Below are 25,016 nucleotides of genomic sequence, written 5' to 3'. Positions count from 1 at the left end.
GACGGATCCGTCCGGCCGCCGAGCCGGGAGACCTCGTCGGAGAGCTCCGCGAACAACTCCACGTCCGTCACGCGCAGTTCCGTGCCGAAGAGGGTGGAGAGCGACGGGCGCGGGCGCCCCGTCTGCAGGGCGACCACCTCCCGCAGCACCCCCGTCAGCTGCTCCGCCATCTCCGCGGCCGAGGAGAACCGGCGCGCCGGGTCCGGGTCCGTGGCCCGCACGAGCAGCCGGTAGAACGACTCGTACCTCCGGAACACCTCGATGTTGTCCGGATCGGGCAGCGAGTCCACGAAGATGTTCGTGTACCCCTGGAAGTCGAAGGTCAGCACCGCGAGCGTCCGCGCGACGGTGTAGAGGTCGGAGGCGACGGACGGGCCCACCTCGGCCACCTCGGGTGCCTGGTAGCCGACGGTCCCGTAGATGGCCGACTCGTCGTCGTCCATCCTGCGCACCGCGCCCATGTCGATGAGCTTGAGCTGGTCCTCGGTCTGGATCGCGTTGTCGACCTTGAAGTCGCAGTACAGCAGGTTGCGGCTGTGCAGGTGGCCGAGCGCCTCCAGCGCCTCGATCCCGTACGCGCAGGCCTGCTCGACCGGCAGCGGGTCCCGCTTCCCGGCCGGGGTCCGGCGCTCGTTGGCGATCTCCTTGAGCGCCTTGCCGCCGACGTACTCCATCACGATGTAGCCGTCGAGCGAGCCCGTGCGCTGGTCGAGATGCTCCACGAAGTTGTAGATGCGGACGATGTTGGAGTGCTCGATCTCCGCGAGGAAGCGCCGCTCCGAGATGGCCGCCGCCATGGCGTCCTGGTCCCCGGTGTCCAGCAGGCCCTTGAGGACCACCCAGCGGTCGGAGACCGCGCGGTCCACGGCGAGATAGACCCAGCCGAGCCCGCCGTGGGCCAGGCAGCCCGCGACCTCGTACTGCCCGTGCACGATGTCACCGCCGCGCAGCTTGGGCACGAAGGAGTACGGGTGACCGCACTTGGTGCAGAACCCCTCGGTACGGCCCGGACGGTCCCCGCGGGCCCGGCCCACGGGCGCGCCGCAGTCGGAGCGCGAGCAGAACCGCTTCCGCTCGGGGACCTCGGGCTTCTCCATCACCGCGGTCTGAGGATCGGGCCGCGGCACGTCGGGGACGAGCACCAGGCCCGCTCCCAGCCTCCCGCGCCCGGAGGCGGAGCTCGTGGCGGAACCCGACGAGCGCACCGACACCGAACGGGACGTGGAGCCCCCGGACAGGGAACGCGAGAGCCGTCCGGAGACCGAACGCCGCGAGGTCGACGAGCGGGACGAGGAACGCGCGGACGCCTGCGAGCCCGTCCGCTGCGAGGTGCTGCTGCTGCCCCTGCCGCCTGCCGCCCTGCCACCGCCGGCGATGCCCGTGGGCGGCGAACTCACCATGCCCGTGGGCGACACGACCGGCGCGAGGCCGCAGGTGTCGCAGTACAGCTCGCCGCCGCCCATGTCCTCGTAGCAGCCCTCGCACGCGGGGCGCTGGCACTGCGTACTCATGATGTCTCCCCCTGTCCCTCGGGCCCGCCCGGACGGCGCGGTGTCAGCAGATCCGCGGTGGCCCGCTGGTAGCGCAGCACCGCCTGTTCGGCGACGCGCAGGTCGCACGGCGCGCTCCACAGCATCCGCCGGGCGGCGTCGTACCGCTCGATCAGCAGCGGGTCCTCGGCCAGGCCGTGCCGGGCCACCTTCGCCTTGTACGCGTCCAGCCTGCCCCGCAGCTCCGCACGGACCGCGAGCGGCGCCGTGACCGACGTCAGCGACTCCCGGGCGCGCAGCAGTTCGTCCTCGGCCTCCCGCTCCAGCGAGTCCAGCAGGGGCGACAGCCTGTTCCACTGTGCGTGCCTGCGGTACTCGGAGGCGACGGCCAGCCGCTCCTGGAGCGCCGTCGGCGGGCCGCTGACGGCCGGCACCTCCGACGCGGCGATCTTCGCCAGCACCTCGCCGCGTGCGGAGCGGGCCTCCGAGAGGGTGCGGTCCGCGCGGGACAGGACGTCACGCAGCCGGACCAGGCGCTGCTCGGCGTCCTGCCGGACCGTGAGGACCGCCTCGATCTCCCGGCGTACGTCCTCCAGGGCCCGGGCCGCCCGGTCGTAGCGCGCGGTGTCGGGACGTCCCCCGCCCGGCGCCGCGCTGCCGGGGCCCGGCAGCCAGAACGCCAGCGGATCGGAGATCACCTGCACCCGCAGCGTGGTCAGCTCCTGGGTGATCGACTCCAGGTCGTCCCCGGCCGGATGCTCCCCGGGCCGCACCCCGACGGAGTGCGCCAGGGAGCGGGTGCGGCGCAGCTCCGCGGCGAGCAGGTCTATCCGGGCGGGCAGCGCCGACCACACGGAGTCGGCGGCGACGACCATGTCCAGCGACCGGGCGTACAGGTCGTTCATCCGGGCGACCAGCTCCTCCAGCGTGAACCGCTCGGAGAGCCGGGCCGGGCCACCGGTCGACGGTCCCGGGCTGACCGCTCCCGGGTTCGCGACGGTCACGCTGTCACCGCGCAGCACGTCGGTCAGGGCCACCAGGTCGTCCTTGCCGGGGTGGCGGCGCCCCGCGCGGATCTCACGCGCCTTGGCGAGCGCCCCCGCGTAGGCGTCGAAGTACTCCCAGAGCAGGGTGATCGCCTGATCGGTCGCGGCCCAGCGTTCCTTGGTGACACCGGACAGGTCGGCGCCCTCCAGGAGCCGGCGTCCGGCGTGGTCCTGCAGGGCGAGGAGCGAGGTCTCGATGGCCTCGTGCTCAGCACCGAGCCGGGCCAGCGCACGGTCCGCCTCGTCCCGGTCCATGACCGGGCCGGGGGGCCTCCCCGCGAAGCCGGGGAAGGATCCCGCCACGCCCATCGATCACCTCTCCGTATCAGTCGCCGGGCCGGGGCCCGGACAGGTTCAGTTGCTCCGGTACCTGGGTGCCGGGGGACCCTTGATCCCGGGCAGCCCCTCGGCCAGCCAGGTGCGGTAGGACGTCATCCAGGGGCTGTCCTCACCACCCTGGCGGTAGCCGTTCAGTACACGGTTGACGCGCGCCACCAGGTCATCGGCACCGAGCTTGGCGGCCACGCCGTAGTACTCGGTGGTGAACGGCTCGTCGCCCTTCAGCTCCACCGCCGGGTCCTGGGCCGCCTGGCCGGCCGCCAGCGCGTTGTCCGTGACGACGGCGTCGACCTCGCCGAGCTGCAGCCGCACCAGACAGTCCAGCTGGTTGGGCACGGTCAGCTGGTCCTCGTCCTGCTCGGTGTCCTCGTGCTCGTCCTCGAACACCGCTCCGAAGGACTTCTCCTTGAGCGCGTCGTACGCCGTGGAGCCCTCCGCGGTGCAGACCCGCTTGCCCTTCAGCGACTTGTCGTAGCCGTCGATCGCGGAGTCCTTGGGAGCCAGCACCTGCTGGCCGGCCTGGAAGTACGCCGTGGAGAAGGCGACCTGGCCGACGCGCTTGCAGTTGATCGTCATCGTGCGGACGACGACGTCGACCTTGTCGTTCTCCAGTGCGGAGATGCGCTGGTTGGTGGGTATGGCACGGAAGATCACCGCGTCCCGGTCGCCGAGGATGTCCTCCGCGATGGCGTGCACCAGATCGATGTCGAAGCCTTCGAGCGTGCGGCTCTCCGGATTCCGGTATCCCCACTGGAAGCTGTTCTGGTCGACACCGGCTATCAGCTTCCCGCGTGCCCGGATCCTGTCGATGCTCGGACCGCCCTCGTCCGACGCCGGCACGCTCGCCTCCGGGTCCTCGCACGCCCCGGCCGCGGCCGGGACCGCCGAGGCGGCCCCGTGACCCGCGCTCCGGCCGCCGAACGTCCCGTCGCCGTGGGCCAGCGGCAGCAGGGTGAGTGAGGCCGTGACCGCGCAGGCCACCGCCATGGCCGTCACCCCGCCCCAGCCACGCAGCCTGCTCCGTGCGGCCCGGCTCCTCGCCCTGGTCATCGCTCGTCCCCTCACCGGTACTCCGCGAGCCTGCGGTTGACCCCGACGATCGCGGCGACCGCGCCCAACAGGGCCAGGACGGCGGCACCGGAGGGCAGTCCGCCCAGTGCCCCGCGGCCGCTCTTCGCCGCGGCGTCGAACTCGCCCTGTTCATGGGCGAGAGCCTGCTCCAGCGCGTCGTCGACCTGTTCGAAGGACTGCCCCGTGGTGCCCTTCGGCCCGATGATCTGCTTCAGCGCGGCGTCGTACTCGCCCTCGTCGTCCGTCGCCCGGGCCTTCCTGTGACGGTCCTGCCACTCGGAGACGCTGCTGATGGCGTCCTTCACCGGTTCGCTCCCCGTGTCGTCGCCGGCGAGCTTCTCCGCGGTCTCGAGCTGTGAGCCGAGCGCCTTCATGCCCGTGCTGTAGTCGTACTCGTACCTGTCCCGCGTGCCGTCCGGGGTGAGGACGGCACCCCGGGCGACGAGCGTGAGGTTCTCGTTCGCGCGTGCCTTCAGGGAGTTGATCCGGGCCTTGTTGAGGACGTCGAGCGACTCCTGGCCGTTCACCATGGCACCGTGCAGCTCCGCCCTGGCCACCGTGTGGCCCACGGCCAGCCACAGCAGCACCACCGTGGCCGCCGCCGTCGCCGCCAGCAGTCCGCGGTTGAAGACGCGGTGCGTCCTGCGGTAGTTGCGCCGCTGCATCCACACCAGCGCGGCGAGCGCCACGAGTCCGGCGGCCAGCGAGAGGAACGGCCACCGCCGGGCGTCGGCCGAGTCCGTCCCGAGCCGGGCCGTCTCCGCCGTGTACAACCGCTCGGCGGCCGGGAGGAGTTCGTTGGTCATCTTCTGGTTGGCGTACCGGAGGTAGGCGCCGCCGAGCGGCAGCCCCTGCCGGTTGTTGGCCCTGGCGCGCTCGATCAGGCCCGTGTACTCGGGGAGCAGCTCCCCGAGCCTGGTGATCTCCTCGTGCGAGGAGGTCGAGGCGTCGGTGCTTCCCGCGGCCTTCACCAGCAGCCGGGAGGCCTCCTTGATGTCCGCCTCGTACCGCTCGTGCACGTCCTTGGGCTCCTGTGCGCCCTCGAGGAAACCGCTCGCGGCCATCGTGTCCGCGTCGGCGAGCGAGCGGTAGATGCTCGCGGCGTCCGCGCTCAGCGGCTGACTGCGTGTCACCACGGCGTCGGCGGACGAGGCCCGCCCGGAGATCTCGACGAAGGTGATCACCCCGAACACCAGCACCAGCAGGGCCAGTACGGCGCCGATGATCTGCAGCCGGCCCGGCTCGGTCGTGGTGGCGGCACGCAGCTGCGCGACGGTCTCGGCCCGGATGTCACGGCGCTGCGCGGGTACGGGCGCGACCGGCTGGTCCGGCCCGGACTCCCGCAGCGCGGTGCCGCTCGGCGGGTATGTCACTCGACCTCCCCCTCGGTCACTGACGTCGGCTGCACCCCCCGGCCGATCGGGGAAGTTGTGCCCGGCCAGAAGTATGGCCGCAGGGAGCGGCATTCACCAGGAATACCTGGATCCTGCACCGGATCGATCTCCCCATGATGAACACGATCGGGACAACTGATCGGTTCCCGTACGGAAGGGGCGTCTCCCGGCCGCGGACCGGGTGACGCCCCCGCCTTCGGGACCGGTGCGTCAGGCGTAGTGCGCCCGCAGCCTGCGGTGCGCCCCGTCCGGCGCCTCCACGCGGTCCAGGCCGAGCAGCGCCGCGCCCAGGACGGGAGGCTCCGTGACGACCCGGACCAACGCCTTCGGGGCACGCTCCGACAGGAGCCGGGCGATGCCGTCGTCCAGCCGGGCGTGCCGTGCCGCCAGGACGCTGCCGCCCAGGACCACCGGCACCTCCTCGGCCAGCAGACCGAGCCGGTCCAGGGCCACCGAGGCCATGGAGACGACCTCGGCCGCCAGCCGGTCCACCAGGGCGCTCGCCACGGCGTCCCCGGCCGCGCCGGTCGCGAACAGCACCGGCGTCAGCTCGTGCCGGCGGCCGTCGGGGATGTGTCCCCGGTGCAGCGCCTCGATCAGCTCGTACATCGAACCGAGGCCGAAGTGGCCCGGCAGCGTACGCACCAGCTCCGTCGGCTCCCCGCGTCCGTCCTCGGCCCGTGCGGCGAACCACAGGGCCTCCTCGGCGAGGCCCGAACCGCCGCCCCAGTCACCCGATATGCGGCCGATCGCCGGGAAGCGGGCCGTACGGCCGTCCGGCACCATGCCCACGCAGTTGATCCCGGCACCGCAGACGACGGCCACCCCGCGGGGCTCGTCGACGGCCGCCCGCAGGATCGCGAAGGTGTCGTTGCGCACCTCCACCGTGCGGCCCCAGCCCCGGCCGAGCAGGGCCTCGGCCAGCTCGGCCTCCTCCACCGGGAGGTCGGCGTTGGCCAGGCAGGCCGAGACGTGTTCCACACCCCCGGCGCGCTCCCCGGCCTCGGCCAGGGCCTGTCCGATCACCGAGGCCAGGACGTCCACCGCCGCCTCCACACCCACGACGGGAGGCTGGAAGCCCCCGCCGCGCGCCGTGGACAGGACCGTGCCGTCCTCGCCGACCAGTGCCACATCGGTCTTGCTGTTCCCCGCGTCGACGGCGAGGACCGAAGCGTTCACGCCCACGCCAGGTGCTCCCGGTTGTGCGCGATCAGCCGGTCGGTGAGCGCCTCGGCGTACTCGAACTGCCCGACGAGCGGGTGCGAGAGCAGCGCCTTGAACACCCGGTCCCGGCCGCCGCGCAGCGCTGCCTCCAGCGCCAGGTCCTCGTACGCCGTCACGTTGGCGATGAGCCCGGCGTACAGCGGATCGAGGGCCGGGACCGCGAGCGGGGTGGCGCCCGTGCCGTCCACCCGGGCCTGGGTCTCGATCACCGCGTCGTCCGGCAGGAAGGGCAGCGTGCCGTTGTTGTACGTGTTCACCACCTGCACCGGCGGGCCGCCCCCGCCGAGCAGCGAGGCGGCCAGGTCCACGGCGGCCTCCGAGTAGAAGGCCCCGCCGCGCCTGGCGAGCAGCTCCGGCTTCTCCTCCAGCGCGGGATCGCCGTACATCGCGAGGAGTTCCTTCTCCATCGCGGCGACCTCCGCCGCCCGGGACGGCTTGGTGCCGAGCTCCCGGACGACCTCGTCGTGCGCGTAGAAGTACCGCAGGTAGTACGACGGGACGACGCCGAGGCGGTCGACGATCTGCCGGGGCATGCGCAGGTCGCCGGCGATCGCGTCGCCGTGCTCCGCGAGCAGCCTCGGCAGGACGTTCTCGCCGTCCGGGCCGCCGAGCCGTACCCCGAGCTCCCACGAGAGGTGGTTGAGCCCGACGTGGTCCAGGTGGATCTCGCCCGGAGCCACGTCCAGGAGCCGGGCGAACTTCCGCTGGAAGCCGATCGCGACGTTGCAGAGTCCGACGGCCTTGTGCCCGGCCTGCAGCAGGGCCCGGGTCACGATGCCGACCGGGTTGGTGAAGTCGATGATCCAGGCGTCCGGATTGGTACGGCGGACCCGCTCGGCGATGTCCAGGACGACCGGCACCGTGCGCAGGGCCTTGGCGAGGCCCCCGGCCCCGGTGGTCTCCTGGCCGACGCAGCCGCACTCCAGCGGCCAGGTCTCGTCCTGGTTGCGGGCGGCCTGGCCGCCGACGCGCAGCTGGAGCAGCACCGCGTCGGCGCCGTCCACCCCCGCGTCCACGTCGTCGGTGGTGGTGATCCGTCCGGGGTGGCCCTGCTTGGCGAAGATCCGCCTCGCCAGGCCGCCGACGAGCTCCAGCCGGTCGGCCGCCGGGTCGACGAGGACCAGCTCCTCCACGGGCAGGGTGTCCCGCAACCGTGCGAATCCGTCGATCAGTTCAGGTGTGTAGGTGGACCCGCCACCCACTACTGCGAGCTTCATCTAGCCCTTCACTCCAGTCAGTGTGACGCCTTCGACGAAGGCCTTTTGTGCGAAGAAGAACACGATGATGACCGGCGCCATGACCAGCAGGGTCGCGGCCATCGTGAGGTTCCAGTTGACCGCGTGGGCGCTCTTGAAGGACTCCAGGCCGTAACTCAGTGTCCAGGCGCCGGGATTCTGCGCGGCGTAGATCTGCGGGCCGAAGTAGTCGTTCCAGCAGTAGAAGAACTGGAAGAGGGCGACCGCGGCGATACCCGGTTTGGCCATCGGCACCACGATCCTGAGCAGGGTGCGGAACTCACCGCACCCGTCGACCTTCGCGGACTCGATGTACTCCTGCGGGATGGTGAGCAGGAACTGCCGCAGCAGGAAGATCGAGTACGCGTCGCCGAAGGCCATGGGGATGATCAGCGGCCACAGCGAGCCCGAGAGGTGGAACTGCTGGGACCAGACCAGGTACATCGGGATGATGATGACCTGGGGCGGCAGCATCATCGTGGAGATGACGAGGAGCATCGCGGTGCGCCGGCCGCGGAAGCGGAACTTGGCCAGCGCGTAGGCGACCGGTACCGACGAGCACACCGTGAACACCGTTCCCAGCACGGCGTACATCAGCGAATTGCGCCACCAGTCGAGGAACCCCGGGGTGTGGAAGACGGCCGAGTAGTTCGACCAGTGCCAGGAGTCCGGCCACAGATCGCCGCTCATCGCCTGCCCGTCGCTCATCACCGAGGTGAGGAGGACGAAGACGAACGGCAGGACGAAGAAGAGGGCGAGCGCCACGGCCACGGAGTGGACGGCGATCCAGTTCAGCACGCGCTTGCGGCGGTGTCCGGCCGCGTCGGCGCCGCTCGGGCGGCTCGTCGCGGTGGCTTCCGGCCTGGTCAGGGTAGTGCTGGTCATCTCAGTCCTCCGCCGGAACGAGGCCGACGCTCTTGCGCATCAGCAGAAGGGTGACGGCCATGGCGATGGCGAAGAGCACGAGGGAGAGGACGCACGCGGCACCGGTGTTGAAGTTCTGGAAGCCCAGTGAGTAGACGAGCTGCGGAACCGTCAGGGTGGAGTGGTCCGGATACCCGGGCTGGATCACCGTGCCGGGACCGATCGAGACGCCCGAGGCGAGCTTCCCCGCGACGAGGGCCTGCGTGTAGTACTGCATCGTCTGCACGACGCCGGTCACGACGGCGAACAGCACGATCGGGATGATGGCCGGCCAGGTGACGTAGCGGAACTTCGCCAGGGCGCCCGCACCGTCCAGATCGGCGGCCTCGTACTGCTCCTTCGGCACGTCGAGCAGCGAGGCCATGAAGATGACCATCAGGTCGCCGATGCCCCACAGGGAGAGCAGGACCAGCGAGGGCTTCGACCAGTTCGGGTCGTTGAACCAGCTCGGGCCGTGCAGGCCGATCCACGAGAGCATCTCGTTGACCGGTCCGGTGGACGGGTTGAGGAGGAAGACGAAGGCGACGGTGGCCGCGACGGGCGGTGCCAGGTACGGGATGTAGAAGGCCGTGCGGAACAGGCCCACACCCGTCTTGATCTTGGTGATCAGCAGGCCGACGCCGAGGCCGAACACCACACGCAGCGCGACCATCACGACGACCAGCCACAGCGTGTTCCACAGAGCCGGGCCGAACAGCGGCATCTGTTCCAGCACGTACCTCCAGTTCCGCAGCCCCACGAAGGTGGGGGCCTTGATCTGGTTGTAGTGCATGAACGAGAAGTAGACGGTCGCGATCAGCGGATATCCGAAGAAGACCGAGAAGCCGACCAGCCAGGGCGAGAGGAAACCCAGGGTGCGCAGCCGCTGGTGGTTGCGCTTACGCCTCAGGGCGGTGTCGCGGGGGGCCGGTTCGGTCCCCCGGCCGGCGGATTTCGCCGAGGTGGGGAGGGAAAGTGCCATGGCTCGGCTCCTCAGTTTTCCGACTGGAGGTTGTCGGCGTCGATCTGCTCGTCGAGGTCCTTCAGGGCCTGGTGCAGGTTCTTGGCCCTGCCCGCTTCGACGGAGTACGAGAAGTCACCGAACGAGTTGATGTACTGGCCGCCGTTGTTCGACGGCGGAACCGCTTGGCTGTACGGATTCTGCGCGATGCTGATGAAGGCGCGGAACGCAGGATCGGCGTTCAGGTCCGGGGACTTCAGCGCATCGAACGTGGACGGCACGTTGTGGATGGCGTTGGCGAAGTGAACGACCGCGTCGGTGTCGGTCGTCAGGTACCTCACCAGCTCCCACGCCGCGTTCTGATGCATGCTGCTGTGCGCGATGCCCGCGACGGTGCCGGTGAGGTAGCCGCGCCCGTAGGTGTCGGCCTGGTCGTCGGGGACCGGGAGCGGGGCGACGCCCCAGCCGAACTCCGCCTTGGCGTCATCCAGCATCAGCCCACGCCACTCACCGTCCAGGTGCATGGCGAGCTTGCCGGTGAGGAAGCCGTTCTGCGACGACATCTCGTCACCGAAGCCGGCGCGGAGGCGCTCCATGGCGTGGTACCCGCCCTGCGCGTCGGCGAGGTCGCGCATGGTGGTGAAGAAGTCCTCGGTCCTGGGTTCGTCCGCGAGCTGTGCCTTGCCCTCGTCGTCGAAGTACTTCGGCCCCCACTGGGCGAACATCCGGTCGGGGGAGTTCTGGTAGAGCTGGAAGTTCGGCATGAAGCCCGCACGCTCGAGCGAGCCGTCCTTCTTCTTCCGCGTCAGCTTGACCGCGTCGGCCTTCATCTCGGACATGGTGTGCGGGGGCCGGCTGATCCCGGCCTCCTCGAAGGCGTCCTTGTTGTAGTACATGCCGAAGGCGTCGGCGAGCAGGGGGGCCGCGCACTGGACACCCTCGTACCGGGTGTAGTCCAGAAGGGTCTTCGGGAAGACCTTCGTCTTGTCGATCCCACTCTTCTCCAGGAAGGGGTCGAGATCCGCCCACATCCCGGAGGAGCAGTACTGGCCGACGTTGTTGGTGGTGAAGGACGTGACGACGTCGGGTGCGTCCCCGCCGCCGGCCCGCAGCGCCTGGTTGATCGTCTCGTCGCTCACGTTGCCGGTGGCGACCACGTGGATGTTGGGGTGGAGCTTCTCGAAGCGGGCGATGTTCTCGTTGATCGCCTTGACCTCGCCCGGCGCCGACCAGCCGTGCCAGAACTTCAGCGTGACCGGCCTCGTGGGGTCGTCGGTGTTGCTTCCGGTGCTCGGATTCGCGCAGCCGGCCAGCAGCAGTGCTGCCGCGCCGAGCGCCACGGGCACACGGGCACGCATGTGCCATCGCGTCATGTCGGACTTCCTTGACGGGGGAGAGGGAGAGGGAGGGAGCGGGTGAAACGGGCATGGAGGTGCCGTGGGGGCCACCGGCCTGCGGTGTCACCACGAGGGCGACGGGTGGGTCAGACGGTGTCGAAGACGCTGTCGCGCGCCTGGGCGAGAGCCGTCCGCAGTGCGCCGGTCAGGATCGGATCCCCGTCGACGTCGCTGATGCGGAGCACCGGCCTGGGCAGTGCCAGGCCGGTCATCTCGGCCTCGACCCGTTCGCGGAGGTTCTCCCCGCCCGTCTCGGCCACGCGGCCGGAGAGGACGACCAGTTCGGGGTCGATCACGGCGACCACGGCGGCGAGCCCGGTGGCCAGCCTGCGGGCGACCTCGGCGCACACGGCCTCGTCGGCGAGCGCTTCGGTCAGTGGCCTGCCTCCGGCCAGGGCGCGCACGGCGGGGCAGGAGACCTGGCTCTGGAGACCGCCCCCGGCGTCAGCGCCCGCCCAGGCGCTCTCGCCGCCGCGGGCGAGCGGGGCGCCGGGGAGGGGCATGTAGCCGATCTCCCCCGCGCCTCCGGTGGCGCCGCGCAGCAGAGCACCGCCCAGGACGATCGCCGCGCCCACGCCCTCGTCCAGCCAGGCGAGCACGAAGTGGTCGTGGTCCTGCGCGGCGCCCTCGTGCTGCTCGGCGAGGGCGGCGAGGTTCACGTCGTTCTCGATGACGACAGGCCTGCCGACCACTTCGGCGAGGTCGGCGAGCAGGGTGCGGGAGTGCCAGCCGGGCAGATGGGGGGCGTAGCGCAGCTGGCCGGTGTGCGGGTCTATCGCGCCCGGCGTGCCGACCACCACGCTCGCGAGGTCGTCGTGGTGGAGACCGGTCCCCCGCAGGGCGCCGTCCACGGCTTCGGCAACGAGCTGGGCGGTGCGGTGCCGGACGTCCTCCGCGACTGCTTCGGCCTCCACCCGGCAGGAGCCGACGACCGTTCCGGTGATGTCGGCGACCACGGCGTCGATGCCGGTCGGTCCGACGGAGAGCGCCGCGACGTGGGCGGCGGCCGGGGCGATCTCGTAGAGCACCGCCTTGGGCCCGGGGCGCCCGCCCTGGTTCCCCGTCGAACGGACCAGGCCCGCGTCCTCCAGCCGCGCCAGCAGCTGTGAGGCGGTGGGTTTGGACAGCCCGGTCAGTTCGCTGATGCGGGTGCGGGTGAGGGGGCCCTGCGTGACCAGGAGGTCGAGGGCCGCCCGGTCGTTCATGGCCCTTAGAACGCGGGGGGTACCCGGTGTGGTTCCGGCCATGAGCGACGCACCTGCCCTCTGTTAGGAAACTTTCCTATTCGTTGAGGACGGTAGGACCCACGTCACCCGGTCGTCAATGGGGCGCGGGCATGCGGCTACCGAAGCTTTACCCGGCACCGGGTTGGACGCCGGAAGGGGCGCCCCGCGATCGCGCGGGGCGCCCCTTCCGGCGCAGGTCCTACTTCGTCAGAGTCGCCGGCGGTATCGGGGAGGCGGCCAGCGACTGCGGTGACACCGCCGACGCGTACGCCGAGGGGGCCGCCACGGCGGCCGACGGGTCGGCCGCGGCGTCCCCGTCCTGCAGCGGGACCACACCGACCATGCTGATGCCGGCCGCGTCCAGCGACCGCTTGATCCGCCACCGCAGCTCCCGTTCCACGCCCAGGGACTTGCCCGGCATCGTCTTCGCAGTGACCCGCACGGTCATCGAGTCCAGCAGCACCGCGTCCAGCCCGAGGATCTCCACCGGGCCCCACAGCTGTTCCGACCAGGGCTCTTCCTTGGTCATGGTCTCGCCCGCCTCGGCGATCGCCTTGCGGACCAGCTCCAGGTCCTCCAGCGGGCGGACCGTGACGTCGACACCCGCCGTGGACCAGCCCTGGCTGAGGTTGCCGATCCGCTTCACCTCGCCGTTGCGGACGTACCAGATCGCGCCGTTCTCGCCGCGCAGCTTGGTGACCCGCAGTCCGACCTCGATGACCTCGCCGGAGGCGACACCCGCGTCGATCGTGTCCCCGACGCCGTACTGGTCCTCGAGGATCATGAAGACGCCGGAGAGGAAGTCGGTGACGAGGTTGCGCGCGCCGAAGCCCAGCGCCACACCGGCGACCCCCGCGGAGGCCAGCAGAGGGGCCAGATTGATCTGGAAGGCGCCCAGGATCATCAGGGCGGCCGTGCCGAGGATCAGGAACGAGGTGACCGAGCGGAGTACGGACCCGATGGCCTCGGAGCGCTGGCGGCGGCGTTCCGCGTTGACCAGCAGACCGCCGAGGGCCGTGCCCTCCACCGCCTGGGCGCTGCGGTTCATCCGGTCGATGAGGTTGGTGAGGGCGCGCCGGATCAGATAGCGCAGCACGATCGCGATGGCGGCGATGAGGACGATGCGGAGGCTGGTGTTCAGCCAGGTGGACCAGTTCTCCTCGACCCAGCCTGCGGCGTTCCCGGCCCGCTCTGCGGCTTCGTCCAGTGAGCCGCCGGCCCCGGGTGACGGAGCCGCGGCAAGGAGGGCGGACAGGGACACGGCGGGGACCTCCACGTGGGGCGACAGCAGACCAACCACAGTAACGAAGCCGGGGGAGTGGTTCGTTGCCTTCCAGGAGGGAGATCCAGGTCTCACCCGGGGGCGCGCGGGGTGCGGCGGCTCACGCCCGGGGCCCGGACGCCCTGCTGGAGCCCCGGTCGCGGCGCGTCCGGGCCGGGTCCGCGGCGGGGGGTGAGAAAAATCCTTCGGGCCCGTTACCCGCACGTGGTGGCGCTCGGACCAGGCATGAGGAGAGACTTGGATCGGATCGTCCCGGCGCGAGCCACGCGTCGCCGGCGTACAAGGAGGCATCCACGTGCCGCACGTCCTGGTTCTCAACGCTTCGTACGAGCCGCTCGGCGTCGTACCTCTACGCCGCGCGCTCGTCCTCGTCCTCGAGAACAAGGCCATCTGCCTCGAGGAGTCCGGCGCCTTCATGCACAGTGCCACCCGTGCCGTGCCCGCGCCCAGCGTCGTCCGCCTCAAGCGGTTCGTGCGGGTGCCCTACCGGGGGCCCGTCCCCCTCACCCGCCGGGCGCTCTTCGCGAGGGACGGCGGCCGCTGCGTGTACTGCGGCGCCGCCGCGACCAGCGTCGACCACGTCATCCCGCGCAGCCGCGGCGGGCAGCACGCCTGGGACAACGTGGTGGCGGCCTGCCGCCGCTGCAACCACGTCAAGGCGGACCGCCATCTGCCGGAGCTGGGCTGGCGGCTGCTCCACCAGCCGGCGCCGCCCAGCGGGCTGGCCTGGCGGATCATCGGGACCGGTCACCGGGACCCGCGCTGGCTGCCCTACCTCCAGCCGTTCGGCGCGGACGACGTGATGGCCCGGATCGACGGCGTCTCCGCCTGAGGTGCCGGGCCTTCGGTGTTCCCGGGCCCTCAGGGGGCGTCCGGGTCCTCACCGGCGACGGCGTAGGCCTCGACCGACCACAGCGAGTAGCCGTACTGCGTGGCACGGCCGTCGCCCTGGATCCTTATGAAGCGGGTCTCCTTCGCGTCCATCCGGACCGACTCGCGCCCGCCTCCGCCCTCCCGGACGGTCGCCGCCGTACGCCAGGTACGGCCGTCCGGGGAGACCTGCACGCGGTAGCGGGAGGCGTAGGCGTCCTGCCAGCGCAGGACGACCTGGCCCAGCCGCACCGGCGCGGGCAGCTCGGCCTGCCACCAGGCGTTGTCCTCGACGGGTGAGGACCAGCGGGTCTCGGGATCACCGTCCGAGGCCGCCGCCGCCGGGAAGTCCGCGGTCTCGTCGCCGGACGAGGACGCCTCGGCCGTACGCACCAGATCGGGGCCCGCCGTGCGCGGGTAGGCCCGCACGGTCAGGGTGCTCTCCTGGCCCTCGAAGCTCAGCGGCACCTCGTACTCGCCGGCCGGGGTGTCGGCCGGCACGGTGATGTCCACGGGGACGTCGGTGCGCGAGCCGCGCGTCACGGTCGTCTGCTTCGGCACCTTCACCTCGATGCCCTTCGGCGCCTTCGCCTTCAGCTCGCCCTTCACCTCGCCGGGGCGCCCGCCGGCCAGCCGCGCCTCGACCCGCTGGGTTCCGCCTCCGATCACGGCGTCCGTCCTGTCGCGGACGAGCGCGAGCCGGGCGGCGGGCTCGTCACCGAACCACGGGACCAGCGCCCGCACCTCGGGGGCGTCCGAGGACGGGGGAGCGGTCCCCGTGACGCCCGGGGCCGGAGGGCCGACGAGGACCGGGCGGGCGGAAGGGACGGTGACCCGGAGCGCGTCCGCACGCAGACCGTTCGCCGCCGTCTGCGTCCAGCCCGCCGCCGACAGGGGGCCGAGTCCGCGCCACCCCTCGCCCGGCACATGGGCCTCCAGGACGGCGCCCGCCGCACCGTCACCCGGACGGGTCAGTGCGGTGACGGCCTCCAGCGGGCGGGCCCGGTCGAGCCGGACGGTGTAGCCGTGCGCGTCCCTGCTCACCGTTCCCGCGTCACGGTCGGTGCCGTTCCAGGCGTCGGCCTCCTTCTGGGCCTGGTCCAGGAACGGGTCCAGGATGCCCTCGCCGACCGTGGCGGTGCTCGCCGCGATCTCCTTGCGCAGGGGTTCGAGGGCCAGCTGGGCCCGCCAGGCGGCCGCTCCGTCGCCGCGTTCCTGGGCCTGCCGCAGATCGACGGCGAGCTCACCCGCCCGGCCGTACCTGGCCAGCTGCTCGGTCCACGGCCGTACCTCGTCCCGGAGGCGGCCGCTCGCGAGGGTCCCCAGCTTCTCGGGCGCCTGCCGCATCACCCCGAAGGCGGTCCGCAGCTCACGTGCGGCCCTGTCGCGTCCCGCCGCGTCCGAGGCCGGACGCGAGGCCCGGAACGCGGTCAGCAGCGGCCGGAGGTACGCGGACTCGTCGCCGCCGAGCACCGAGGCGGCGCTGTTGCCCGCCAGTGCGCCCAGGGCCGCCCGGGCGGAGGCGTCCCCGTCCGCGAGGTCGTCCAGGGCGGCCTGCCAGGACTCCTGCGGCCGGTACTGCTTCGGATTCCAGGCGAAGTCCGCGGCCGTGAACAAGGGGATGCGCGACGCGGAGGGCTGCTCCATGGCGTTGGCCAGCAGCGCCGCGGACCCGCCGGCCACCGCCGGATCACGGCCCGTGTACGGGCCGAGGAAGATCCGGTCCTGCGCGTAGTCGTTGACCGGGTAGTTGTCCAGGGTGACCAGGGGCCGCCGGAACACGGCCCGCGCGCCTGCCAGCTCCCGGCCCGTGATGGTCTTCGGCACGACCCCGACCCCGGTCCAGGCGACCTGCACCCGGTGGTCCAGCTCCGCGGCGAGCGCCGTGCGGTAGGCGGTGGCGCCGTCCTGGTAGTACTCGGTCGGCATCACCGACAGCGGCTCCGCGTCCGGGTAGCGGTCCGCGAGGTGCCGGGCGACCGCGCTCGCGACCCGGGCCTGCGCCCTGGCCGCCGCCTCGGGGCCGCTGCCGAACGTCTCGGCGTCCTGGTCGCAGTGCCACTCGCTGTAACTGACGTTCTGGAACTGGAGCTGGAAGGCCCGCACTCCCAGCGCCCACATCGCGTCGATCTTCCGGTTCAGCGCCCGTACGTCCGTGTCCGAGGCCATGCACATCGCCTGCCCGGGGGAGACGGCCCAGCCGAGCGTCACGTGCTCGGCCCGCGCCCTCGCCGCCAGCGCGCGGAAGTCGGCGCGCTCCCCGGCGGGGTACGGCTCGCGCCAGCGGGTCTGCCGGTAGGGGTCGTCGCCGGCCGCGTAGAGGAAGCGGTTCTGCTTGGTGCGTCCCATGAACTCGAGCTGGGCGAGCCGTTCCTCCTGGCTCCACGGCTGCCCGTAGAACCCCTCGGCGGTGCCGCGCACGGCGGTCCCCGGCCAGTCGCGGACCACGGCCCCGGCGACGGCGCCGTCCCGGACGAGCTGGCGCAGGGTCTGGACACCGTGGAACAGGCCGTCCTCGCCGACGCCGTCCACGGCCACGGTGGGCCGGTCCTCGACGTTGCCCACGGCGAGGCGGTAGCCGCCGGACGGCAGGTCGGAGCGCTCGGGTGCACGCAGGGCCCGCAGCGCCCTTCCCGCGTCCGTGCCGCCGAGCCGGATCACCGGGCCCTTGCCGGGCAGCGTGTCGTGCACCGTCCGGACGCCGGCGTCGCCCAGGAGCTCCCTGAGCGCGTCCACGGCGTACGGATCTGCCTGTGCGTCGGTGAGGAGGGTGACCTCGGACCCCAGCGGGACGGACTGTCCGGAGGCCTTCAGGGACTGCGGCCGCGGCCAGACGGCGGGCGTCCGCTCGTCGCCGGTGCGGTCCGTGCGGGTCGCCGCGGCACCGTCGGGCGGGGCCGGGGTCGCTGCGGCGGCCGGCGCGAAGGGGCTGAGCAGCCCGCCGATCACGGCTACGGCGACGGCTGTCGCGTGCCTCCTGCGCCCGAGCCGCACGTCGTACTCCTTCGTCCAGACCTCGCCCCGGCAGTGACGTCCGAGCCCACCACCCGGGCGCGGGGGTGTCAATGCGCATGGCCGCTTTGGGTTTAAATGCCCGATGTATTGGCTGGCGTGGCGCGTCGGCGCCCGGGGAAGGGTCACCGAGTGGCTGAATACAGCCCATAGTCGGCGCGCGAGGGAACGGGATGTGACCCACGGCACGTTGGGCTCGTTGTCATAACGCCTATGTCACGTCCACGTCTGCTCGCGCGCTTGCTGGGTAGGCCTGCTGTGTTCTGTTGTCCACGGCCAGGAGGCCCACGTGCCCGCTTCCGCGCAGCTTCTGCTCTCCGCCCTCTCCAAACAGGTACCGAGCCCCATGGGACCCGATCCGCTGGCAGCCAAATCGTCCCCGACCTTCACCGCCCCTCCGATGATCAGCGAGCTGCCGCTCGTCGACGTCTCTCCCCTGACCGGTGAACCCGCGTTCGCCGACAGCGCTCCGCTCACCAGCGAGCCCCCGCTCACCAGCGAGCCCCCGCTCGCCGACGCCACACCTCTCACGAGCGAGCCTCCGCTCGCCGCCGTCGCCCCTCTGACCAGCGAGCCGACAGCACCCGGCACCGCAGGGGGCATGGAGTCCCCAGGAGTCTGAATGGGCTTGTCCCGGCTCGCCGCACTGCACGGCGTCGCCACCTCCTTCTCCCCGTCCGCGGATGTCGCGGTGTCCGTCCCCGACGACACGGTCTCGGCCGTGCTCGCCGCGCTGGGCGTCGACGCCGCCACCCCCGCGGAGGTGCGGAGATCACTCGCCGCAGCTGAATCGGCAGCGGCCTCCCGACTGCTCCCGCCGACGGTGGTGGCCTGGTCGGGAGAGCCGCTGCCGGCCGCGCTCGCCGCGCTCCCGCCGGGCACGGTCCTCACGGTCGACCCCGAACCGGGCACCATCGCCACGACCGGGGCCCTGCGCATGCGCGTGCTCCCCGCCCCGGCCCCGACGGCGGACACGCCGGTCACACCCTCCTGGTGGGGCGAACCGCCCCTGGGCGTCCACCGGCTGACCGTCCGTACGCCGGACCGCCACTCCGCGACCGCCACGCTCGTCGTCGCTCCGGACCGGGTACCCCGGCCGCCCGGCCGCACGCACGGTTTCCTCGTCCAGCTCTACTCGCTGCTCTCCTGCCGCTCCTGGGGCATGGGCGACCTCGCGGACCTGGCCGATCTCGCGGCCTGGGCGGGCAGGACCCTGGGGAGCGGGTTCGTCCAGATCAACCCGCTCCACGCCGCCGTGCCCGGGGCGCCCACCGACCCCTCCCCGTACCGCCCCTCCTCGCGACGCTTCCCCGACCCCGTGCACCTGCACATCGAGTCGATCCCCGAGTGCGGCCACGTCCCCGAGCCCGGCAGGGCGGCCCTCGACGACCTGCGCCAGGAAGCCGCGGCGCTGCGTGAAGCCGTCCTGAACAAGGGCGCGCTGATCGACCGGGACGCCGTCTGGGAGCTCAAGAAGCAGGCCCTGGAGCTCATCCACCAGGTCCCCCTGACCCCCGGCCGCCGCGCCGCCTACTGCGACTTCCTCGCCGCGCAGGGACAGGCCCTGGAGGACCACGCCCTGTGGTGCGCCCTGGCCGAGGTGCACGGCCCCCAGTGGCGCGCCTGGCCCGAGGGGCTGCGCGACCCCCGCTCCCCGCAGAGCACCCGGGCCCGCGGCGAGCTGCTGGACCGGGTCGACTTCCACTGCCGGCTCGCCTGGCTCACCGACACCCAGCTCGCGACCGCACAGGCCGCCGCCCGTGACTCCGGCATGGCCGTCGGCATCGTCCACGACCTCGCGGTCGGCGTCCATCCCGACGGCGCGGACACCTGGGCCCAGCAGGACGCCTACGCGCACGGCATGTCCGTCGGCGCACCGCCCGACGCGTTCAACGCCCACGGCCAGGACTGGGGCCTGCCGCCCTGGCGCCCCGACGCCCTCGCCGCCTCCGCCTACGCCCCCTACCGGCAGCTCCTGCGCGGCCTCCTCGCCCACGCCGGAGCGCTGCGTATCGACCACGTCATGGGCCTCTTCCGGCTCTGGTGGGTCCCCGAGGGGCGCCCGCCCACCGACGGCACGTACGTCAGTCAGGACGCCGAGGCGATGCTCGCCGTGCTCGTCCTGGAGGCGCACCGGGCCGGTGCCGTCGTCATGGGGGAGGACCTCGGGACCGTCGAGCCCGGAGTGCGCGAGGCGCTCGCCCGGCGCGGGGTGCTCGGCACCTCCGTGCTCTGGTTCGAGCGCGACTGGAGCGGCACCGGACGCCCGCTCGCCCCCGAGCAGTGGCGCGAGGACTGTGTGGCCACCGCCACCACCCACGACCTGCCGTCAACCGCCGCCCGGCTGACGGGTGAGCACGTGACGCTCCGCCACCGGCTCGGGCTGCTCACGCGGGGGCTCGAGCAGGAGCTCGCGGAGGACGCCGCCGACACATCCGAGTGGCTGGCCTGCCTGGCCCGGCTCCGGCTGCTGCCCGAGGGCGACGGCGACGAGGAGGCGGCCGTACGCGCGGTCCACCGCTTCCTGCTGCGCACCCCGGCACGGATGGCCGGGGTCTGGCTCCCGGACACCGTGGGTGACCGCCGTCCGCAGAACCTCCCCGGGACCTGGGACCAGTACCCCAACTGGCGCCTGCCCATCGCCGATGCGGAGGGCCACCCCGTCACGCTGGAGGAGATCACCGCCTCACCCCGGCTGCGCAGGCTGATGGCCGTCATGCCGGACGGCCGGAAGTCCCGTACGGCACCCCCGGGCGCGCGCCCGTCGTAGGCGTTCGCTACGTTTGCACCGTGGACAAGAAGAACGCTATGCGCGCCGGCGCCGTCGCGGCCGGTACGACGCTGATGATGCTGCTCATGTCGTCCCCGGCGCTCGCGCTCACCCGCGACGACGGTGACGACCCGGGTCCGGGGCTGAACGTGATGGAGACCCTCGGCCTCTTCGTCGCGGCACCGATCGTCCTCTTCCTGGTGATCGCGGGGCTCGTCGTGGTCCTCGACAAGTCCAAGAAGCAGGCCTAGAGAGCTGTTCTCCCGAGTGCGCCGCCGGTACGACCTACCGCGCGGCGCGCCGGCATGTCCGTCACCCGGTAGGTTTCGGCCATGACCGAGTGGGACGTCAAGAAGCTCCGCATCCTGCGCACCCTGCGTGATCTGGGCACGGTCACCGCCACGGCCGAAGCGCTGCTCATGACCCCGTCGGCGGTCTCGCAGCAGCTCACCAACCTCGCACGGCAGCTCGGTGTGCCGCTCCTGGAGGCGCAGGGCCGACGCGTCCGGCTCACCGACGCCGCGCACCTCGTGCTGCGCCACGCCGAGGCGGTCTTCGCCCAGCTGGAGCGCGCCGACGCCGAGCTGACCGGCTATCTGAGGGGCGAGGCGGGCCAGGTGCGGGTCGGTGCCTTCTCGACGGCCGTGCCCGCCCTCGTCGTGCCCGCCGTACGGCTCCTGCGGGACGGGACGCACCCGGGCCCCGAGGTGTGCGTACGGGAAGCCGAGGCGGCCGAGGCGTACGCGCTGCTGTCCGCGGGGGACGTGGACCTCGCCCTCTCCCTCGCGGCGCACGCGCCGACGGCCCGTGACCCCCGGTTCACCCTGCTGCCGCTCCTGGCCGATCCGCTGGACGTCGCGCTGCCCCTGGACCACCGGCTCGCCCGCGCTCCGGGTCTGCGGCTGGCCGATCTCGCCGCCGAACCCTGGATCTTCGGCGGCTCCGGCCCCTGGTCGGAGATCACGAGGGCCGCCTGCGAGGCGGCGGGGTTCGTCCCCGAACAGGCCCACAGCGCCTCCGGCTGGACCGCGATCCTGGCCATGGTGGAAGCCGGGATGGGCGTCGCGCTCGTGCCCCGGATGGCGTCCGCGGCCGACCGGTCCGGCGGAGGCGTGGCCATGAGGGTCCTGGAGGCGGACCGCCCGCGCCGCCATGTGGTGGCGGCGGTGCGGCAGGGGGCGGAGCGTGGACCGGCGGTGGCGCGGGTGCTGACGGCGCTCCAGCGGGTGGCCCGATCGACCGTTCAGGAAAACTGAAGGAACCGTACGAATATTTTCGATGGACCTGATGGGTCCCGTGAGCGACAGTCGTGACATGACCACCGACGCGAACGAGACCACATTCCAGGACACCGACCCCCACGCGAACGACGCGGCCCCCTACGGCGGGGGCGACCCCTATGCCGACTACCGCCACGCCACCGGTCTCGCATTCACCGAGCTCGTCGACCTCGCGGACCGCCGACTCGGCGCGGGTGTGATCGCCGCCAACGACGAGTTCTTCGCCGAGCGCGAGAACCTCCTGATCCGCGAACCCGCGGTCTTCGACCCCGAGCGCTTCGGCCACAAGGGCAAGATCATGGACGGCTGGGAGACCCGCCGCCGCCGCGGCGCCGACGCGGAGCACCCCTTCCCGGCTCCGGGAGAGCACGACTGGGCGATCGTCCGGCTCGGTGCACCCGGAATCATCCGCGGCCTGATCGTCGACACCGCCCACTTCCGCGGCAACTACCCGCAGCGCGTCTCCGTGCAGGCCACCTCCGTCGAGGGCGCCCCGAGCCCCGAGCAGCTCCTCGCCGACGACGTGAAGTGGGAGGAGATCGTCCCGGAGACGCCGGTACGCGGCCACGCCGCCAACGCCTTCGAGATCACCGGCGACCGCCGCTACACCCACGTCCGGCTCTGCCAGCACCCCGACGGCGGCGTCGCCCGCCTCCGCGTCCACGGCGAGGTCGTGCCCGACCCGGCCTGGCTCGCGGCGCTGGGCACGATCGACCTGATCTCGATCCTGAACGGCGGCATGTTCGAGGACGCCTCGGACCGCTTCTACTCCTCGCCGGCCCAGATCATCCTGCCCGGAACGTCCCGCAAGATGGACGACGGCTGGGAGAACCGCCGCCGCCGCGTCCGCGACACGAACGACTGGGTGCGCTTCCGCCTTCCCGCCCAGGGCGCGGTGCGCGCCGTCGAGATCGACACGGCCTACCTCAAGGGCAACGCGGCCGGCTGGATCAGCCTCCAGGGCCGCGACGGCGACGGCGGCGAGTGGTTCGAGATCATCCCGCGCACCCGCCTCCAGCCCGACACCGTGCACCGCTTCGTCCTGGACGCGGAGGCCGTGGTGACCCACGTCCGCCTCGACACCTTCCCTGACGGCGGAGTGGCCCGGATGCGCCTGCACGGCTCGCCGACGCAGGCGGGTACGGCGGAACTGACCCGCCGCTACGAGGAGTCGGTGGCGTAGCCCGCCCCACCCCCGAACTCCCGCCCGGCGGGCGGCAGCGCTCCGGCGCCTGCCCGCCGGGCGGCTTCCACGTGCGCGGCCGGGCTCGGACGGGGTGGCGCGCCCACCCAGGGCCGCTGCACCGGGGGCGAACCTGTCGGCGCCGGCGTGTGCACCAAAGGCCCGTCCACACGACGATCGTGTGTGCGTCTGCCTGTGCGCCGGTGCGAGCCGCCGATTCCACGGTGCCCCCGTGCCTCTGCGACACGAGCGGTGCTTCCGGCCATGAGGCCGAGTCGCCGCCGGGCAGCCTGCCCCACCCGGGTGGGCGCGGAGGTGCAAGGCGAGTCGGGCCGTCTCCGGGGTCCGCGCAGGGGGTTACCTCGTGGGGGTACACGATCCGGGCGGTGCGTCGGGCCCCTCCCGGGCAGGAGGACACCCATGCACGCACTCTGGCACGCCCTGTCGATCACCGGTTCCATGGCCTGGGAGATCGCCTGGGCCCTCATCCTGGGCTTCACCCTGTCCGCCGTGGTCCAGGCCGTGGTGCGCAAGTCCACGGTCGTCTCCCTGATGGGTGACGACCGGCCCCGCACCCTCGCCACGGCGACCGGCCTGGGTATCGCCTCGTCGTCGTGCTCGTACGCCGCGGTGGCGCTCGCCCGGTCCCTGTTCCGCAAGGGAGCCGACTTCACCGCGGCGATGGCCTTCGAGATCGCCTCGACCAACCTCGTCGTCGAACTCGGCGTGATCCTGGCCCTGCTCATGGGGTGGCAGTTCGTCGTCGCGGAGTTCACCGGCGGCGCCCTGATGATCATCGCCCTGGCCGTGATGTTCCGTCTGTTCCTGCGCGAGAAGCTGCTGCGCGAAGCCCGTGAGCAGGCGGAGCGCGGCGTGGCCGGCTCCATGGAGGGGCATGCCGCGATGGACATGTCGGTCCGGCGTGAGGGCTCCTTCGCCCGCAGGCTGTTCTCCCGCGAGGGCTTCACCTCGGTCTCGCACGTCTTCGTCATGGAGTGGGCGGCGATCCTCCGCGACCTCGTCGTCGGCCTGCTGATCGCCGGGGCCATCGCCGCATGGGTCCCCGACTCCTTCTGGCGCACCTTCTTCTTCGACGGCCACCCGCTCGCGGCGCAACTGTGGGGGCCGCTGATCGGTCCGCTGGTGGCGATCGGGTCCTTCGTGTGCTCGGTGGGCAACGTCCCCCTGGCCGTCGTGCTGTGGAAGGGCGGCATCAGCTTCGGCGGCGTCGTCGCGTTCCTCTTCGCCGACCTGCTGATCCTGCCGATCCTGAACATCTACCGGAAGTACTACGGCGCCCGCATGGCGCTCTTCCTGCTCGCCACCTTCTACGCCGCGATGGTCCTGGCCGGTTACGTCATCGAATTCGCCTTCGGGGGCCTGGGTCTCACCCCCGACCGCGCCGGCGCCACCATCCCGGACAGCGGAGTCAGCTGGAACTACACCACCTGGCTCAACATCGCCTTTCTCCTGCTGGGCGCCTCCCTCGTGATCCGCTTCCTTCGGACCGGAGGACGGGGCATGCTGGGGATGATGGGCGGTTCACCCGATTCCGACCACGACGGCGACCACACCGGACCTGGCCACTCCCACCACTGATCCGAGGAAGTGCGGCGTCGTTCGGAGGTGTTGACCCGCGGTGGACGTCACACGGAGAAGTCTGGTGCTGAGTGCCGTGAGCTCAGGGCTCACGACCCGGTGGGCGGCTCGCGCCGCCTCAACTCCGCCTCCACCCGGTCCAGCTTCGCCGAGGAGCGCCGGGTGAGCAGGGGCGTACAGCACTGCGCGGCGGCGGCGACCAGCATCAGGCCGCCCGGCAGGATCCGTCCCTCGAGGAACTGCTGCAGGGCGCCCAGCACGAAGAACGTGGCGAGCACCAGGTAGGCCCAGCGGAAGCGGACCAGCCTCTCCGTCGCCCTCCGCTGCCGGGCCACGATCCTGCCCATGGCCGCCCGTTCCTGCGGATCGTCGGGGATGTCCTCGCGCTGGACGCGGCGGGTGAGCGAGCGCAGGCTCCCGCGGGGGACGCCGGTCTCGCGGGCCAGTGCCCGGTTGACGCTCACGCCCGCCGCCGCCCCGAGGCCCCCGAGGAGCACGAGCAGCCCTACGACCAGGGGCACGGGGTTGCCGCCGGTGTGGAGGACCGCCCCCGAGACCACACCCGACAGGAGGATGACGACCAGGTACACCACCGCCATGAGCGTGCGGCGCCCACGCGGTCGTGCCGTGCCGTTCGCGGATTCCGCCATCGGGCCGCCCCCTTGTTCCCGTCGGGTACGGGGGAGTCGCCCCCGGTGACGCGTCTACCCCCGATCGCCGGCGTCATCAACGGC

General features: G+C 72.2%; 20 protein-coding genes. 7 read left to right on the top strand and 13 right to left on the bottom strand.

Annotation, left to right across the window (positions count from 1 at the left end):
* The 11 genes from B9S57_RS16085 to B9S57_RS16035 form a co-directional block, all read right to left on the bottom strand.
* Positions 1-1,511 (bottom strand): serine/threonine protein kinase (locus B9S57_RS16085; protein ID WP_181011363.1); only part of this gene is annotated, 1,511 nt, incomplete at its 3' end.
* On the bottom strand, positions 1,508-2,845 hold the full coding sequence (locus B9S57_RS16080; RefSeq protein WP_103516264.1) for a hypothetical protein: 1,338 nt from the start codon (positions 2,843-2,845) through the stop codon (positions 1,508-1,510). The genes B9S57_RS16080 and B9S57_RS16085, both read right to left, overlap by 4 nt.
* A gap of 45 nt (positions 2,846-2,890) precedes the next feature.
* Entirely contained in the window at positions 2,891-3,925 is a 1,035-nt protein-coding gene (locus B9S57_RS16075) for a glutamate ABC transporter substrate-binding protein (RefSeq protein WP_103516263.1), read from the bottom strand.
* An 11-nt stretch (positions 3,926-3,936) separates the two neighbouring features.
* Complete coding sequence (locus B9S57_RS16070; protein WP_103516262.1) at positions 3,937-5,319, bottom strand: hypothetical protein; 1,383 nt, start codon at positions 5,317-5,319, stop codon at positions 3,937-3,939.
* 231 nt (positions 5,320-5,550) lie between these two features.
* Positions 5,551-6,525, bottom strand: coding sequence for an N-acetylglucosamine kinase (locus B9S57_RS16065; RefSeq protein ID WP_103516261.1), 975 nt, complete (start codon positions 6,523-6,525; stop codon positions 5,551-5,553).
* Positions 6,516-7,781 carry a 6-phospho-beta-glucosidase gene (locus B9S57_RS16060; RefSeq protein ID WP_103516260.1) on the bottom strand — a complete coding sequence of 422 codons (1,266 nt, stop codon included), beginning with the start codon at positions 7,779-7,781 and terminating at the stop codon, positions 6,516-6,518. Before B9S57_RS16060 ends, B9S57_RS16065 begins: the two co-directional genes overlap by 10 nt.
* Positions 7,782-8,684 (bottom strand): carbohydrate ABC transporter permease, encoded by a 903-nt coding sequence (locus B9S57_RS16055; protein WP_103516259.1) that lies wholly within the window; start codon positions 8,682-8,684, stop codon positions 7,782-7,784.
* Position 8,685: 1 nt separating this feature from the next.
* Positions 8,686-9,684 carry a carbohydrate ABC transporter permease gene (locus B9S57_RS16050; protein WP_258036407.1) on the bottom strand — a complete coding sequence of 333 codons (999 nt, stop codon included), beginning with the start codon at positions 9,682-9,684 and terminating at the stop codon, positions 8,686-8,688.
* Between the two features lie 11 nt (positions 9,685-9,695).
* A complete protein-coding gene (locus B9S57_RS16045; protein WP_258036406.1) occupies positions 9,696-11,036 on the bottom strand; it encodes an ABC transporter substrate-binding protein in 1,341 nt (446 codons plus the stop codon).
* Positions 11,037-11,146: 110 nt separating this feature from the next.
* Positions 11,147-12,307, bottom strand: a complete 1,161-nt coding sequence (locus tag B9S57_RS16040; RefSeq protein ID WP_103516258.1) for an ROK family transcriptional regulator — start codon at positions 12,305-12,307, stop codon at positions 11,147-11,149.
* Between the two features lie 178 nt (positions 12,308-12,485).
* Positions 12,486-13,547, bottom strand: coding sequence for a mechanosensitive ion channel family protein (locus B9S57_RS16035; RefSeq protein ID WP_103516257.1), 1,062 nt, complete (start codon positions 13,545-13,547; stop codon positions 12,486-12,488).
* A gap of 316 nt (positions 13,548-13,863) precedes the next feature.
* On the opposite strand from B9S57_RS16035, the gene B9S57_RS16030 reads away from it, so the two are divergent.
* A complete protein-coding gene (locus B9S57_RS16030; RefSeq protein WP_103516256.1) occupies positions 13,864-14,400 on the top strand; it encodes an HNH endonuclease in 537 nt (178 codons plus the stop codon).
* Between the two features lie 29 nt (positions 14,401-14,429).
* Here B9S57_RS16030 and B9S57_RS16025 read toward each other — a convergent pair whose 3' ends face one another.
* Positions 14,430-17,432, bottom strand: coding sequence for a beta-N-acetylglucosaminidase domain-containing protein (locus tag B9S57_RS16025; protein ID WP_103516255.1), 3,003 nt, complete (start codon positions 17,430-17,432; stop codon positions 14,430-14,432).
* 307 nt (positions 17,433-17,739) lie between these two features.
* Here B9S57_RS16025 and B9S57_RS16020 point away from each other — a divergent pair, with 307 nt between their 5' ends.
* The 6 genes from B9S57_RS16020 to B9S57_RS15995 all read left to right on the top strand — a co-directional run bounded on the left by B9S57_RS16020 (position 17,740) and on the right by B9S57_RS15995 (position 24,282).
* On the top strand, positions 17,740-18,072 hold the full coding sequence (locus B9S57_RS16020) for a hypothetical protein (protein WP_103516254.1): 333 nt from the start codon (positions 17,740-17,742) through the stop codon (positions 18,070-18,072).
* Entirely contained in the window at positions 18,073-20,220 is a 2,148-nt protein-coding gene (gene malQ / locus B9S57_RS16015) for a 4-alpha-glucanotransferase (RefSeq protein ID WP_103516253.1), read from the top strand.
* 38 nt (positions 20,221-20,258) lie between these two features.
* Complete coding sequence (locus tag B9S57_RS16010; protein ID WP_103516252.1) at positions 20,259-20,471, top strand: hypothetical protein; 213 nt, start codon at positions 20,259-20,261, stop codon at positions 20,469-20,471.
* A gap of 81 nt (positions 20,472-20,552) precedes the next feature.
* Entirely contained in the window at positions 20,553-21,476 is a 924-nt protein-coding gene (locus B9S57_RS16005) for a LysR substrate-binding domain-containing protein (RefSeq protein ID WP_103516251.1), read from the top strand.
* A 58-nt stretch (positions 21,477-21,534) separates the two neighbouring features.
* A complete protein-coding gene (gene alc / locus B9S57_RS16000) occupies positions 21,535-22,683 on the top strand; it encodes an allantoicase (protein ID WP_103516270.1) in 1,149 nt (382 codons plus the stop codon).
* Positions 22,684-23,103: 420 nt separating this feature from the next.
* Positions 23,104-24,282 (top strand): permease, encoded by a 1,179-nt coding sequence (locus B9S57_RS15995; protein ID WP_103516250.1) that lies wholly within the window; start codon positions 23,104-23,106, stop codon positions 24,280-24,282.
* An 89-nt stretch (positions 24,283-24,371) separates the two neighbouring features.
* Here the strand turns inward: B9S57_RS15995 and B9S57_RS15990 are convergent, their stop codons facing one another.
* Positions 24,372-24,932, bottom strand: coding sequence for a hypothetical protein (locus tag B9S57_RS15990; RefSeq protein ID WP_103516249.1), 561 nt, complete (start codon positions 24,930-24,932; stop codon positions 24,372-24,374).
* Positions 24,933-25,016: the final 84 nt, after the last annotated feature.

Source organism: Streptomyces sp. SM10 (genome assembly GCF_002910915.1).
Taxonomy (GTDB): domain Bacteria; phylum Actinomycetota; class Actinomycetes; order Streptomycetales; family Streptomycetaceae; genus Streptomyces.
The sequence above is the reverse complement of the archived record's forward strand: the minus strand, read 5'-3'. Positions and strand labels throughout refer to the sequence as shown.